Here is a 14,689-nt window from a genome sequence, read left to right as displayed (position 1 = left end):
GGAATGATGGTGGCTGTCGGTGCACATTTGGCGCAGGGGATGCAGGGTAAGGTGGCGGTGTTGTTGGTAAATTTAGGTTCTCCTGATGCGCCTACAAAGGCGGCGCTTAAGCGGTATTTGCGGGAATTTTTGTCTGACCCTAGGGTGGTGGATTTGCCACGCTGGCAGTGGTTTCCTATTTTATATGGGGTGGTGTTGCAGACGCGCCCTAAAAAATCTGCCCATGCGTATGAGGCGATTTGGCAGGAGAATGGGTCGCCGTTAATTGAGATTACTAAGGCGCAGGTGGCGGAGCTTGGGAAGGCGTTGCAGGCGTTGGGATTGGAGGTGGTGGTGGATTATGCGATGCGTTATGGCAATCCGTCGCTAACCAGTAAGTTTATGGCGCTAAAGGCGCAGGGAGTGGAGCATGTGTTGGTGGTTCCGATGTATCCACAATATAGCGATGCGACGACGGCTAGTGTGTTTGATGGGGTGGCGTTAGCCTTCGTCAACAGCGGTTTATTCCTGAGATTCGGATGGTGCGCAATTGGCAGAATCATCCTTTATATATTGAGGCGTTGGCAGAGAGTGTGCGTCAGCATTTTGCGCGACATGGTCAGCCAGAGCGGTTATTGTTTCTTATCATGGCGTGCCTAAGCGCTATTTTGATGAGGGAGATCCGTATTTTTTGCATTGTCAGGAGACGACGGAATTGGTGGCAAAGGCGTTGGGGTTGGCTAAAGGGGCGTATCAGATGGTTTTTCAGTCGTTATTTGGTAAGGAGGAGTGGTTGCGTCCTTATGCAGATGAGACGATTAAGCAGATGGCGCGCGATGGGGTGCGCTCGATGGCGGTGATTTGCCCCGGGTTTAGCGCGGATTGTTTGGAGACGTTGGAGGAGATGGCAATAGGTAATCGTGCGTTATTTTTAGAGCATGGTGGGCAGGTGTATGAGTATATTCCTGCTTTAAATGCTCAGAGCGCGCATATAGGCTTGTTGGTGGATTTGGTCAAACAGCATGCGCAGGGCTGGCGTGGGTTTGAGAAAGTTGATGTTTATAGGGAAGGGTGATGAAGCAAAAAACAATTTTAATTACAGGCTGTTCAAGTGGGATTGGCTATGCAGCAGCGCATGCGTTGCAGTCGCGCGGTTGGTTGGTGTTGGCTAGTGCGCGCAATGCAGCGGATGTGGAGCGTTTAAAGCAGGAGGGGTTGCAGGCGGTGCAGTTGGATTTGGCGTCGCCAGATTCGATTTCAATTGCGCTGGATTGGGTGCTTAAACAATCGGGCGGGCGTTTGGATGCGTTGTTTAATAATGGTGCGTTTGCTATTCCTGGTGCGGTGGAGGATTTGTCGCGCGCGGCGTTGGTGTATCAGTTTGAGAATGGTTTTTTTGGTTGGCATGATTTGACGCGGCGTGTGTTGCCGATTATGCGACAGCAGGGATTTGGGCGGATTGTGCAAAATAGTTCGGTGTTGGGGCTGGCGGTGATGCGCTACCGAGGGGCTTATTGTGCGATGAAATTTGCCTTGAGGGGTTGACGGATGCGTTGCGCTTGGAGTTAAGAGATTCGGGGATTTCGGTGAGTTTGCTTGAGCCTGGCCCGATTCGTACAAATTTTCGCGCCAATGCTAAAAGGGAGTTTTTCCGTTGGATTGATGGGGAGGAGAGTTTGCATGCGTGGCAGTATTTGAAAATGTTGGTGCGTTTAAGTGGGACTAAGCGTGAGCCGTTTACGCTTGAGGCGCATGCGGTGGTGGAGAAGTTAATTGAGGCGCTTGAGGCGAAAAAGCCTAAGCCTCGCTATTATGTGACTAAGGCAACGTGGATTATGAGTTTGATGCGTCGGCTATTGCCTACAACGATGATGGATGCGTTTGTGGTGTATTTGGCAGAGCGGGAGCGTAAGCGTTATTTTGAATCAGAAGAGGGAGAAGAGGAGGTGTTTTTGATAGATGATGAAGAGGATAATAATGAGGAAGATGGCACGGTAGATGGTAAGAAACAGGGTTAGAAATAGGCGGTGATTGCGCAAGTTTGAAAATAAAAAGATAATAGCGCCCTTTTTTTAAACGATGAGGCAGGCGATGACGCAGATGGCAAAACAACAGCAAGAGGATATGGCGTTGCCCGATATTCAAGCAACTCCTGATATGCGCAATATGCCTATTCAACGGGTGGGGATTTGTGATTGGTCGATTCCTTTGGCGTTTGAGTGGCAGGCGGGGGTGCGGCAAATGAGTGTGGCGAAGGTGGCGCTATCGGTGGCGTTATCTGCTGAGCAAAAAGGGACGCATATGTCGCGTTTTGTAGAGTTGTTTGCAGGGGTGGAGGCGTTGACGCTGGCGCAGTTGTTGGCGCTTCATGCGCAGATGTTGACGTTGCTGCGGGCAAGTGAGGGGTCAATTGTGTTGGATTTGCCGATTTTTCGCCGTAAACAAGCGCCTGTTACTGGGGTTGAGGGGGTGTTGGATTATCGTTTGCAGGTGGCAGTTGATGGGGTGAATCGCCAACAGTGGCGCTGACGTTGACTGTTCCAGTAACGAGTTTGTGTCCGTGTTCGAAGGAGATTTCTAAATATGGCGCGCATAATCAACGTTCGCATGTGGTGATTTGGGCGCAGTATGAGCAGGCGGAGAAGGTCGATATTGAGAGCTTGATTGTGCTTGCTGAGGCGCAGGGGTCGTGTGAGATTTGGTCGGCGTTAAAACGTCCTGATGAGCGCTATGTAACGGAGCGCGCGTATGAAAATCCAAAATTTGTTGAGGATATTGTGCGGGATGTGGCTTTGGCGATGAAGGTGGTTGATGGGGTGGTGCGTTATCGGGTGTCGTGTGAGAATTTTGAGTCTATTCATAATCATTCGGCGTATGCGGTGATTGAGGGATTGGGGCAGGCGGGTGATGTGTGAGTATTCGTAGTTTTGTATTGCGACAAGGGCGGATGACGCAGGGGCAGGAGCGGGCATTTGACCAATATTGGCAGACTTTTGGGCTGGAGGTGGTTGAGGGGTTGCAAGTTAGCAGTGAGGCTGTATTTGGGAATGCGCGTCCGTTGGTGTTGGAAATTGGGTTTGGCAATGGTGAGAGTTTCATTGAAATGGCCTGTGCGGAGCCTGAAAAGAATTTTATTGGTTTGGAGGTGCATCGCCCTGGGGTGGGGCATGCGTTGTTGCAGGCGCTCGCCAAAGAGTGTGGCAATGTACGTTTTATTTGTCATGATGCGGTGGCGGTGTTGCAGTCTTATGTTCCTAATGGGGCATTGTCGCGGGTGCAAATTTATTTTCCTGACCCGTGGCCAAAATTACGCCATCATAAGCGGCGTTTGATTCAACCTGCGTTTGTGCAGTTGTTATATCAGCGGTTGGCGGTGGCAGGGGAGTTGCATTTGGCTACAGATTGGGAGCCGTATGCGCTATGGATGCGTGAGGTGATGCAGGAGGCTGGGGATAAGTGGCAGAATTTGGGGGAGGCGGATGGTTTTGCGCTACGCCCAAGTTTTCGTCCTAAGACTAAATTTGAGTTACGCGGGGAGCGTAAGGGGCATGGCGTTTGGGATTTACGTTATGCAAAACAGGTGGCGCTATGAAGGCAACTAAATAGTTGTTGAGGCATAGGGCAATATCTATAATGGCGCTTTTTTAGCGCACTACACGAAAGAATAATTATGGTTGCAACTCTTAAACACGTTTATATCGAAACACATGGCTGTCAGATGAATGAGTATGACTCAAATAAAATGCTGGCGGTGTTGAAAAATTCTCATGGCATGACACAGGTGCACTCGCCCGAGGAGGCGGATGTGTTGTTGCTCAATACTTGTTCTATTCGTGAAAAGGCGCAGGAGAAGGTGTTTTCACAAATTGGACGTTGGCGACCGCTTAAAGAGCAAAAACCGCATTTGATTATTGGTGTGGGGGGGTGTGTTGCTTCACAAGAGGGGGAGGAGTTGCGTAGGCGTGCGCCGATTGTTGATGTGGTCTTTGGTCCGCAAACTTTGCACCGTTTGCCGAATTTAATTTCAGCTGCACAGGAAAGTCGTGATGGGGTGGTTGATGTGAGTTTTCCTGAAATTGAGAAGTTTGACCATTTGCCTGAGCCTCGCGCAGAAGGAGCGAGTGCGTTTGTCTCGATTATGGAGGGGTGTTCAAAATATTGTACTTTCTGTGTTGTGCCTTATACGCGCGGGGAAGAGGTGAGCCGCCCATTTGATGATGTGATTGCTGAATGTGCGTCTTTGGCAGCGCAAGGGGTGCGCGAGATTAATTTATTGGGGCAAAATGTTAATGCTTATCAGGGGCAGATGGATGATGGCGATGTGGCGGATTTGGCGCTGTTGATTGAGTATGTGGCGGCGATTGATGGGATTGATAGAGTTCGTTTTACCACGTCGCACCCTGTGGAATTTTCAGATAGTTTAATTGAGGTGTATCGCCGCGTGCCACAGTTGGTTAGCCATTTGCATTTGCCTGTACAGAGTGGTTCGGATAAGGTGTTGGCGCTGATGAAGCGAGGACATACGGCGGCACAATATAAGGAGAAGTTGGCGCGTTTGCGTGAAATCCGTCCTGATATTAGTTTGTCTTCGGATTTTATCGTTGGGTTTCCTGGAGAAGAGGAAGAAGACTTTGAGGCGACAATGCAACTAATTGAGGAAGTGTTTTACGATACGTCTTTTAGTTTTATTTATAGTTCGCGCCCTGGAACGCCCGCTTCTGCTATGCCTGATCGCATTCCAATGGAGGTGAAAAAGGCGCGGTTGGCGCGATTGCAGGCACGAATTTTGGAGATGGCGGCGGAGATTTCGCAGTCAATGGTGGGCTCTGAGCAATGGGTGTTGGTTGACCGTGTGTCTAAGAAAAATGAGCATGAGGTTTCAGGGCGCACGGAGAATAATCGAGTGGTGAATTTCCAAGCCCCAAAATCAGTGATTGGACGGTTTGTAAAAGTGCAAATTACAGCGGCTTATAAGAATTCTTTGCGTGGGAGGTTGGTTGAGGTTGAGGCGCAATTGCGTCCAACGGTGTATCAAAATGATGCGCTGTATTCTTGAGTTTTAAAAGATGTTGAAGGCTTGGGAGAGTGCGGGCAATCTTTTGGGTTGCGCGCTGTTTTTTCGTGGTTTGGATGTTGAGGATATATGAAGAAAACGGTTACCTTTCAGCTTGAGCCACAAAGTCAGGCAAAATTAAGCGAGCTTTGTGGGCAGATGGATGAGCATTTGCGTTTGATTGAGCAACAGTTGGGGGTGGTGGTGCAAAATCGAGGGCATTTGTTTGATGTTTTAGGAGATGAGGGGCGGGCGGCGCAGGCACGGTTTGTATTAGAACAGTTGTACGCGCAAACGGGTTCAGGTGGATTAAATGCAGATGATGTGCATTTGGCGCTACGCGATGCTGGGGCGACGTTGGCGGCTGAGTTTAGTGCAATCGATGAGGGGAAAACGATTCGAATTGAAACAAAACGGGGGGTGATTACTGGGCGTGGGTCTAATCAACGGCGGTATTTGCAACGTATTTTTGCCCATGCGGTAAATTTTGGTGTGGGGCCTGCTGGAACGGGGAAAACGTATTTGGCGGTGGCGGCGGCGGTGTCGTATTTGGCTGGAGATAAGGTGCGTAAGTTGGTGTTGGTGCGTCCTGCTGTGGAGGCGGGGGAGCGCTTGGGATTTTTACCTGGGGATATGAGTCAGAAGGTGGATCCTTATTTGCGTCCATTGTATGACGCGCTTAATGATATGTTAGGCCCTGATAGGGTGGTGCGGTTGATTGAGCGAAATGTCATTGAGATTGCGCCGTTGGCGTTTATGCGCGGACGAACGCTTAATGATGCGTTTGTGATTTTGGATGAGGCGCAAAATACGACAGTTGAGCAGATGAAGATGTTTTTAACCCGCTTGGGCTTTGGCTCAACTGCGGTGATTACAGGGGATGTAACGCAGATGGATTTACCGAGAGGCGTGCGTTCTGGATTAACGCATGCTTTGGAGGTGTTGCAGGCGGTGGAAGGGATTTCTACAACGCGGTTTGCAACAAAGGATGTGGTGCGCCATCCATTGGTGCAGCGAATTATTGAGGCTTATGAAGAGGCAAATAACCATGAGTAAGGATTTTTAACAATGGCGATAGTGGTTGATTATCAAATTGAGGATGTGGCGGATGATTGCTTGTATCCAGCGCAAAAACGAGTGCAACGATGGTTGGATGTGGCAATAGAGGTGTTATCAATTGAGGAGGCGCTAGAAGTGACGGTGCGTCTGGTTGATAATGAGGAAATTACGGAGCTTAATCGTGAATATCGCGGTAAAGATATGCCAACAAATGTCTTGGCGTTTCCTTGTGATTGGGATTTGCCAGAAGAGCCGCGCTTGTTGGGTGATGTGGTGATTGCTGTGGAGGTGGTAAATCAGGAGGCAAAAGCACAGCGCAAAAAAATGGAGGAGCATTGGGCGCATATTGTGGTGCATGGTTTTTTGCATTTGCTGGGATTTGACCATTTGCAAGAGCAAGACGCAGAACGAATGGAGGCTATGGAGCGCAAAATTTTGCAGGAGTTGGGATTTAGCGACCCTTATGTGGTGCGCGAGGATTAATGCAACGGTTGGGTTTAAGGAACGATTATGGCTATTAGCTTTTTTGCCCTATTTGATGATATCGCTTCGATGATGGATGATGTGGCGATTATTACTAAAATTGCTACAAAAAAAACAGCAGGGGTGTTGGGTGATGATTTGGCGCTTAATGCCAATCAGTTGACGGGGGTGAGCGCAAAGCGTGAGTTGCCAGTGGTTTGGGCAGTGGCGAAAGGCTCTTTGCTCAATAAGGTGATTTTAGTGCCGTTGGCGTTGCTGTTGAGTGCGTTTTTTCCGCCTGCTCTGCCCGTGTTGTTGATGATAGGGGGAGCGTATTTGTGTTATGAAGGAGTGGAGAAGGTGTTGCATAGTGTGTTGCACCATGAAGAAAAACAACAGCGTCAGGCTCAGTTGGCTGAGGCGGTATTAAATGAACAGGATTTGCTTGCGCTTGAAAAAGAAAAAATAACGGGCGCGATTCGTACGGATTTTGTGCTATCGGCGGAGATTATTGTTATTGCAATGGGTGTGGTCAATGAATATGGATTGCCTCTTTTAGAGCAGGCGATTATTTTGTCGATTGTGGCGGTAATGATGACGGTGTTTATCTATGGCGTGGTGGCGGTGATTGTAAAAATGGATGATGTGGGGCGGTTTTGGGTAGCGCGTTATCAAGGAATATTAGATTTATTAGGGCGGTTCTTGTTATGGTTGGCGCCAAATTTGATTAAATTGTTGTCGGTGGTTGGGACGTTGGCGATGTTTATCGTTGGGGGGCATATTTGGGTTGAAGGGTTGGCGGTTTTGCATCATTTGCATACCCATATTGCCCAATTGCTCCCTAAGATAGGATTGGTGCAGTGGGTTGGCAATACAGGATTTAATATAGCGGTTGGTGCGGTGATTGGGTTGGCAATTTATGGACTGCTCTTACCTGTGCAGCGCTTGTGGCATGCTAGGAAAGCCTAATGGCGCAAAACTATATCATCCGTGCAGCAACTCTAAACGACGCGGGCGCTGTTGCAGGAATTTATAATTATTATGTGCGCAAAACAACGGTTTCTCTGGAATATGACGAAGTAAGTGATGAGGTTATGGCAGTCCGTATGGCTGGGATTATCGCGCAAGGGTTTTATTATGTGGCAGAGACATTGGGGGGCGATGTTGTAGGTTTTGCCTACGCCAAGCCATGGCATGAGCGCGAGGGATTTCGCATAACCTATGAAAGCAGTATTTATTTGTCGCATGCGCGTGATGCGTCTGTTTATCGGGGGTTGGGGCGCAAACTGTATCAGCATCTAATAGAGCAAGTCGCGCAAGGTGGCACGGTTTGCGTGTTGTTAGGGGTGATTACCAGCGAAAATAAAACCAGTATGGACTTTCATCAGCGTATGGGATTTACGCAAGTAGCGGTATTGCCACAGGTGGCGATAAAGTTTGCGCGCACGATGGCGATTCACTATTGGGCATATTATTTTAATGCTAAAAATAGAGAATAATTTTTCTTTTCCTATCAATTTTTTAGAGGTGTTATAAGCGTGTTGATTGATCGCAGGATGGCTTGGCGAATTGTTTTGCGCGCTTTATTAATTTAGGGTAGGATACGCGGTTTATTTAGGATGTGCTTAATTTTGGGAGTAATAAGAGATGAATAAAACACAGTTTACTTTGGCTGCTTTGTGTGCGGCGCTTTTAACCGCATGTGGCGGTGGAAGTGGTGGCGACTATAATTTTATTTCTAAAACAGGTAATGCTAGAGGGAAAGATGCTAAACCTACCAATCCGCAGGATATTTATCCAACAGGTGGCGTTTTTTAGTAGATTCTACGCCTAAAATCGGTCAAGCGAGTAGCCCAAGTGCGACTTTGTTAAGTGGCGGACACTTGGTTTTTAATCAAAATAGAATTGTTAATGAAGTTTGCTCTTATGACGCAAACACTTGTTTTAGTGCTGAATTGGAAAATGCTAAACAGAATGTGGATGATAGACTTGCTACATTAGAGGGCAATTCGTCATCGTCAGGTACTGGTGGTCAAAGTGGTCAGTCTCCCCAAGGTAATAATCAATCTTCCCAAACCAACAAGCAAGACCCTGCCACTCAAGCAGAAATTGCACGCCTAAAAACTGAGAAACGAGTATTGGAGCAATTGACAAAACCAGGAAACACCGTAGTTAGAACTTATGGCAATCAAATTTTGGCTCCAACAGGCATTTTTGATCGTAGAGATGGGCAAGTTGCGCGAGAATATGCGCTAGAAGTAACGGATATTAATATTGGTGATAATGCTGGTGGCGTGGTGCATAATGATTTTTCAGAAGTTATTGTCTATGGTCAGGCAGGAAGTAATAATGCCGTTTATGCGCATCATCCTTCTGTAACAGGCTGGAATTATCAATCCTTTGCGACCAATCGCTCTAGTAAAGAATTTCAAGAAATTGCTAATGGCAACCCTAATAGAAAAAATATTTCATATCAATCTTTTGGCGTAATTACGGTGGATGTGCCTAAAAGAGGTGGTGCAACTTATAATGGGATTGCACACGCTTATTACAATGGTCATCCTGTAACGATGCACAATCGTTTAGATGTAGATTATCTTGATAAATTTGTAAGCTACAACACCACAGATGTCCCTGTTTTACATAAATTAGATGGCAGAAATAATCATGTAGCTGAATATCGTCCTGAGCTTGCTTTAACAGGTAAGGCCGTATGGGCTGGTGAAAATAAAATTGCAGGGTCTATGCAATCTGCCAATGGTCTAACAGGAAAGATTGAAGGGCAATTCTATGGCCCTAAAGCTGAAGAAATTGGAGGCGTTTTCGGCGTTGCTGGAAAAATAAATGGCACTTGGTATGATTATTTTGGTGGGTATGGTGCTAAAAAATAAGTATTGCAACGATGCAAAAAAGCTGCCTGCGGGCAGCTTTTTTATTGTGTTATAAGAGAGTTAAGAGAAGTGGATTTGCTAAATAGGATGGTGTGGGGATGCAAGCGCTGGTGATGCAAGCTGAAAAAGTGATTCAAGGTTTAGAGGTGGAGGATTTATCGTTAGATATGAGCCGAGGTAAACCGAGCGCAGAACAGTTGGCTTTATCACAGGCGTTGCTTAGTAATGTGAGTGCGCAAGAGCTACAGCAGATTTTGCAAGAAGATGGGCTGGATTTGCGCAATTATGGAGGGCTTGAAGGATTGCCCGAGATGCAGGAATTTTTCCGTAAGATGTTAGAGCTACCGTCCTCGGTGAAGGTAATTGTGGGTGGGAATTCTAGTTTGGCGCTGATGCATAATGTGTTGAGTTTATATCAGCGCTACGGGGTGAGCGAGGCGCGGCCTTCATGGCATGGTCAGCAATCAAAGTTTATTTGTCCTGTACCAGGGTATGACCGCCATTTTGCAATTTGTAAGCATTTGGGGGTGGAGATGATTGCTGTGGCAATGCATGAGGATGGCCCTGATATGGATGCGGTTGAGGCGCTGGTGCGTTCGGATAATAGTATTAAGGGGATGTGGTGCGTGCCGAAATATTCTAATCCTACTGGCGCGATTTATAGTGATGCGGTGATGAAGCGTTTAGCTTGTATGCCAACGGCAGCGGAGGGTTTTCGGTTATTTTGCGATAATGCCTATGCGGTTCATTCTTTAGATGGGGTAGAGCGGTCGTTGGCGGATGTGTTTAGTTTGAGCGCACAAGCAGGATACCCTAATCGTGTGGTGATGTTTGGGTCTACTTCCAAAATAACTTTTGCTGGTGCTGGTGTGGCGGCGATTGCAAGCAGTGAGGAGAATGTACGTTATTTGCTTGGTCATTTTTCCAAGCAAACAATTGGTCCAGATAAGATTAATCAATATCGGCATGTGAAATTTTTTGCCGAACATGATTTATGGGTGCATATGCAGGCGCACGCCCGTTTGCTTAAGCCTAAATTTGAATATGTACAGGCACAATTGCAGGCGCATTTGGCCGATACTGGTTTAGCAAGTTGGACGCGCCCTAAAGGCGGTTATTTTATCCAATTGCAGGTTTTATCAGGCTGTGCGCAGGCGGTAGTTGCTGAATGTGCGCGTTTGGGTTTGAAGTTAACCCCAGCGGGTGCAACTTTTCCTTACGGTTATGATATTTGTGATTGTAATATCCGCTTGACGCCATCATTTTTGACAATGGCACAATTAGAAAAAGCAATGGTGATATTAATTGCGGTGGTGCAAAAAATTTGTGGGCAACAATATTTAAAGGCGTTGAACTAGAGGATTAGTTTTTGGGGAGTTTAAATTGACTATCTTTGGGGTTTTGGCGAAAAAATATGGCAGTGTGTCCAATTTTTTGCACAAAATGAGCCTTATGTTGGGTTTGAATGTGGTTAATCATGTGTTGTTGACTGGCATCATCAATATTGCCAAGCTTGATTTTGATGAGTTCGTGGCTTTCTAATGCTAGATTGATTTCACGGTCAACAGCGGCGGTGAGTCCTTTTGCACCAATAAGGACGATAGGTCGCAAGGGGTGTGCGGCTGATTTTAGAAAGCGGATTTGAGTATTGGTTAGCATGATGCAGGGTTCTTCCAGTAAAATTAGGTGCAGATTATAGCGGAAAGTGATTAAAAGGTGAAAAAATGCGGTTAAGATTAGAGATGTGGCGTTATGGCGCGTAGCAAATCAAGTAAGCGTTGGCTTAAAGAACATTTTAAAGATCCTTATGTGCAACAGGCGCAAAGTGAGGGGTATCGCTCGCGAGCGGTGTATAAGCTAAAAGAAATTCAAGAAAAAGACCGTTTGATTAAGCCAGGAATGATTGTGGTAGAGTTAGGCGCTTCTCCTGGAGGCTGGTCGCAATATGTGGCGCAGTGCCTAAAAGGGAGCGGTAAGATTATTGCGTTAGATATTTTGCCGATGGATGCTTTGCCTGAAGTGACTTTTATTCAGGGCGACTTTCGAGAGCAAACGGTGTTGGATGAATTAAATGCGACAATTGGTGATAATGCTTTGGTGGACTTGGTAATTTCAGATATGGCCCCAAATACTAGCGGAGTGAAGTCAGTAGACCAAGCCAAAAGTATGTATTTGGTGGAATTAGCGGTAGAGTTTGCCTATCAGCGGCTTAAAGATAATGGCAATCTGTTAACCAAAATTTTTCACGGACCAGGATTTGATACACTAATGCGTTCGCTAAGAAAAGATTTTGAGCGGGTATTAACCCGAAAACCCGATGCTTCGCGAGCACGTAGTCAAGAAACGTATCTGCTAGCAAAGGGATTTAAACGAGATAATTCATAGATATAGACGAAGAGGAAATAATTTTGAACGATATGCGTAAATCTTTAATGATATGGGGCGGATTAATTTTGCTCTTCTTGTTATTAGTCAGCGGTATGGAGGATCTTAGTCCGAGAGGGCGAGGAAATGAGGTACCTTATTCACAATTTCTCAATCAAGTGGATAAGGGACAGGTGAGAAGTGCAGATATTAATTTGCAAGAGATGAAAATTACTTTTGTTGACCACTCTGGTAATCGTTATGTTACAAACAATCCTGAGTTAAATACCAGTGCTTTGATTGGCGATTTGCAACAAAATGACGTAATTATCACCTCTGAACCTGTTGAAAAAGAAAGTTTGCTGACCCGTATTTTTATTAATTTGTTGCCGATTGCGGTTTTGGTGATTTTATTTTTGTTTGTTACGCGTCAAATGCAAGGTGGGGGCGGAAAAGGCGGCGCTTTTTCTTTTGGCAAAAGTCGCGCCAAACTGATTCCTGAAGATAAAATTAAAGTGACATTTGCAGATGTTGCTGGCGCAGAAGAGGCAAAAGAAGATGTGGTGGAAATGGTTGAATTTTTACGCGACCCAACCAAATTTAGTAAATTAGGCGGACAAATTCCACGCGGATTATTAATGGTCGGCCCTCCGGGAACGGGTAAAACATTGCTAGCGCGCGCAATAGCGGGTGAGGCAAAAGTGCCATTTTTTACCATTTCTGGCTCGGATTTTGTAGAGATGTTTGTAGGTGTGGGAGCCTCACGGGTGCGCGATATGTTTGAGGAGGCAAAAAAACATGCACCTTGCATTATCTTTATTGATGAAATTGATGCGGTAGGACGTCAGCGTGGAGCAGGATTGGGGGTGGTCATGATGAGCGAGAGCAAACGCTTAATCAGCTATTAGTGGAAATGGATGGTTTTGATGGTAATGAAGGCGTTATTGTGATTGCCGCAACAAACCGTCCTGATGTGTTAGACCCTGCATTGTTACGACCAGGTCGTTTTGACCGTCAGGTGGTTGTTGGTCTGCCTGATTTAAAGGGGCGCGAACAAATTCTCAAGGTGCATATGCGTAAAAAACCAATGAGCGATGATGTGCAGGCACGTGATATTGCACGCGGAACACCAGGGTTTTCGGGTGCGGATTTGGCAAACTTAGTCAATGAAGCGGCATTATTTGCAGCGCGTAATAACAATAAAACCATCACGATGAAAGATTTGGAAAATGCAAAGGATAAAATCATGATGGGGGCTGAGCGTCGTTCGATGGTTATGAGTGATGATGAAAAGCGCATGACCGCGTATCACGAGGCAGGGCATTGTATCGTTGGTCGGATTGTACCAGCGCATGACCCTGTATATAAAGTAACCATTATTCCGCGGGGACGGGCCTTAGGGGTCACGATGTTTTTGCCCGACCAAGACCGCTATAGCTATTCAAAAGAGCGCTTAGAGAGCCAAATCTCAACGCTTTATGGCGGACGTTTGGCAGAAGAGCTAATTTACGGTAAAGAGCAAGTTTCAACAGGTGCATCCAATGATATTGAGCGCGCCACCGCCATTGCGCGGAATATGGTAACGCAGTGGGGATTGTCCGAAAAATTAGGGCCTTTAGCTATGGTGAAGAAGAAGGCGAGGTATTTTTAGGACGCTCCGTAACACAGCATAAAAACATCTCTAATCAAACCGCTAGCATGATTGATGATGAAATTCGTGCGATTATCGATCGCAATTATGAGCGTGCGCGGAAAATATTAGAAGATAATATGGATATTTTACATGCCATGACAGAAGCATTAGTTAAATATGAAACCATTGACTTAGGTCAGATTGATGATTTGATGGAGCGTAAACCAGTGCGCGAACCCTCAGATTGGAGCGATGATGATTCTAATGATTCTGGCAACGCTGGTGACGACCATAAAGCAGATGGCATCGTAATTGGTGGAGACCATAAACCCATAAAACCCGATGCTGACCCTAAAGTGTAGCAACGGTAGGTGAGAGCATGACTAGATTAGAAAACAATTGGCAATGCGGACGGTTTTCAGTCCAGCTCAATCAACCTAAAATCATGGGCGTACTCAATTGTACGCCCGATTCATTTTCTGATGGCGGGAAATTTAATACCATCGATAAAGCCTTGGAACGTGCTGAGCAAATGATTGCGGAGAAGGTTGATATTATTGATATAGGCGCAGAGTCAACCCGTCCGGGTTCAAAAGCTATTAGCGCGCAAAAAGAAATCGAGCGCTTAAAACCAATTGTGCAGGCATTAGTTCAAGATGGACGTAAGCCAATTTCTATTGACACCAAAAAAACAGCTGTTATGCAGGCCATGCTTGAGCTTGGAGCTGACATTATTAACGACGTGAATGGCTTTGAAGATAAAGACGCTGTTCATGTAATCGCGCAGTACTCTTGTGGTGTATGCATTATGCACATGCGCGGAATGCCAGAAAGCATGCAAAAAGATACCAACTATCAGGATGTGCTAAAAGAAGTCGGTATGTATTTACAAAATCGTACCCAAGTTCTAGTGGCATCAGGCATCAATTCAAAACGCATAATCCTTGACCCAGGCTTTGGTTTTGGCAAAACACCTGAGCAAAATATGCTTTTAATTCGAGAGCTAAAAAAAATCACGCAACATTATCCGGCTCTTATTGGCGTATCGCGTAAGTCAACTATTGGATATTACCTAAATCAAGCGCCAGTAGAAGAAAGATTAATTGGTAGTGTAGTTTTGGCCGCGCTAGGCGCATGGCAAGGCGCTCATATCATCAGGGCGCACGATATAAAAGCGACCAAAGAAGCTTTATTGATGGTTGAAGCTCTAAAAAATGCATAAATGCAAAATTTTTATATAAAAAATAC

General features: G+C 46.1%; 13 protein-coding genes and 4 pseudogenes. 16 read left to right on the top strand and 1 reads right to left on the bottom strand.

The genetic code is table 11. The annotated features are described in order from the left end of the window. Positions 1–3: 3 nt before the first annotated feature. The 12 genes and pseudogenes from hemH to A5N84_RS03130 form a co-directional block, all read left to right on the top strand. A pseudogene (hemH, locus tag A5N84_RS13300) lies at positions 4–1,023 on the top strand (ferrochelatase); the annotation flags it as partial. A gap of 30 nt (positions 1,024–1,053) precedes the next feature. Continuing rightward, a pseudogene (locus A5N84_RS13295) lies at positions 1,054–1,865 on the top strand (SDR family NAD(P)-dependent oxidoreductase); the annotation flags it as partial. Between the two features lie 238 nt (positions 1,866–2,103). Then, positions 2,104–2,894 (top strand): annotated as a pseudogene (gene folE2, locus A5N84_RS13290) (GTP cyclohydrolase FolE2). Continuing rightward, positions 2,891–3,571: a tRNA (guanosine(46)-N7)-methyltransferase TrmB gene (gene trmB / locus A5N84_RS03165; RefSeq protein ID WP_072281243.1), complete on the top strand. Its 681-nt coding sequence runs from the start codon at positions 2,891–2,893 to the stop codon at positions 3,569–3,571. Before folE2 ends, trmB begins: the two are co-directional and overlap by 4 nt. A gap of 78 nt (positions 3,572–3,649) precedes the next feature. Next, a complete protein-coding gene (miaB, locus tag A5N84_RS03160) occupies positions 3,650–5,035 on the top strand; it encodes a tRNA (N6-isopentenyl adenosine(37)-C2)-methylthiotransferase MiaB (protein WP_072281242.1) in 1,386 nt (461 codons plus the stop codon). Between the two features lie 87 nt (positions 5,036–5,122). Beyond that, entirely contained in the window at positions 5,123–6,088 is a 966-nt protein-coding gene (locus tag A5N84_RS03155) for a PhoH family protein (protein WP_072281241.1), read from the top strand. Positions 6,089–6,100: 12 nt separating this feature from the next. Then, positions 6,101–6,574: an rRNA maturation RNase YbeY gene (ybeY, locus tag A5N84_RS03150; RefSeq protein WP_072281240.1), complete on the top strand. Its 474-nt coding sequence runs from the start codon at positions 6,101–6,103 to the stop codon at positions 6,572–6,574. 27 nt (positions 6,575–6,601) lie between these two features. After that, positions 6,602–7,522: a DUF808 domain-containing protein gene (locus A5N84_RS03145; RefSeq protein WP_072281239.1), complete on the top strand. Its 921-nt coding sequence runs from the start codon at positions 6,602–6,604 to the stop codon at positions 7,520–7,522. Continuing rightward, positions 7,522–8,052: a GNAT family N-acetyltransferase gene (locus tag A5N84_RS03140; protein WP_072281238.1), complete on the top strand. Its 531-nt coding sequence runs from the start codon at positions 7,522–7,524 to the stop codon at positions 8,050–8,052. The genes A5N84_RS03145 and A5N84_RS03140 overlap by 1 nt, the downstream gene beginning before the upstream one ends. 148 nt (positions 8,053–8,200) lie before the next feature. After that, positions 8,201–8,371 (top strand): hypothetical protein, encoded by a 171-nt coding sequence (locus tag A5N84_RS10215; RefSeq protein WP_158008630.1) that lies wholly within the window; start codon positions 8,201–8,203, stop codon positions 8,369–8,371. Positions 8,372–8,436: 65 nt separating this feature from the next. Beyond that, the gene (locus tag A5N84_RS03135) at positions 8,437–9,444 is read left to right on the top strand and encodes a transferrin-binding protein-like solute binding protein (RefSeq protein WP_072281237.1); all 1,008 of its coding nucleotides are present in this window, start codon (positions 8,437–8,439) and stop codon (positions 9,442–9,444) included. A 98-nt stretch (positions 9,445–9,542) separates the two neighbouring features. Next, positions 9,543–10,802 (top strand): aminotransferase class I/II-fold pyridoxal phosphate-dependent enzyme, encoded by a 1,260-nt coding sequence (locus A5N84_RS03130; RefSeq protein ID WP_072281236.1) that lies wholly within the window; start codon positions 9,543–9,545, stop codon positions 10,800–10,802. A gap of 4 nt (positions 10,803–10,806) precedes the next feature. On the opposite strand, the gene A5N84_RS03125 is transcribed toward A5N84_RS03130, so the two are convergent. After that, positions 10,807–11,103: a YhbY family RNA-binding protein gene (locus tag A5N84_RS03125; protein ID WP_078055536.1), complete on the bottom strand. Its 297-nt coding sequence runs from the start codon at positions 11,101–11,103 to the stop codon at positions 10,807–10,809. 93 nt (positions 11,104–11,196) lie between these two features. Between A5N84_RS03125 and rlmE the strand changes: the two genes are divergently transcribed. The 4 genes and pseudogenes from rlmE (at position 11,197) to folP (ending at position 14,663) form a co-directional block, all read left to right on the top strand. Next, positions 11,197–11,829 (top strand): 23S rRNA (uridine(2552)-2'-O)-methyltransferase RlmE, encoded by a 633-nt coding sequence (gene rlmE, locus A5N84_RS03120; RefSeq protein WP_072281234.1) that lies wholly within the window; start codon positions 11,197–11,199, stop codon positions 11,827–11,829. Between the two features lie 32 nt (positions 11,830–11,861). After that, positions 11,862–12,716, top strand: coding sequence for an ATP-dependent metallopeptidase FtsH/Yme1/Tma family protein (locus tag A5N84_RS13285; RefSeq protein WP_269844270.1), 855 nt, complete (start codon positions 11,862–11,864; stop codon positions 12,714–12,716). A gap of 5 nt (positions 12,717–12,721) precedes the next feature. Beyond that, a pseudogene (locus A5N84_RS13280) lies at positions 12,722–13,803 on the top strand (ATP-dependent metallopeptidase FtsH/Yme1/Tma family protein). A gap of 17 nt (positions 13,804–13,820) precedes the next feature. Beyond that, positions 13,821–14,663 carry a dihydropteroate synthase gene (folP, locus tag A5N84_RS03110; protein WP_072281233.1) on the top strand — a complete coding sequence of 281 codons (843 nt, stop codon included), beginning with the start codon at positions 13,821–13,823 and terminating at the stop codon, positions 14,661–14,663. Positions 14,664–14,689 lie beyond the last annotated feature (26 nt).

It is taken from the genome of Rappaport israeli, assembly GCF_001888055.1.
Taxonomy (GTDB): domain Bacteria; phylum Pseudomonadota; class Gammaproteobacteria; order Cardiobacteriales; family Cardiobacteriaceae; genus Rappaport; species Rappaport israeli.
The sequence above is the reverse complement of the archived record's forward strand: the minus strand, read 5'-3'. Positions and strand labels throughout refer to the sequence as shown.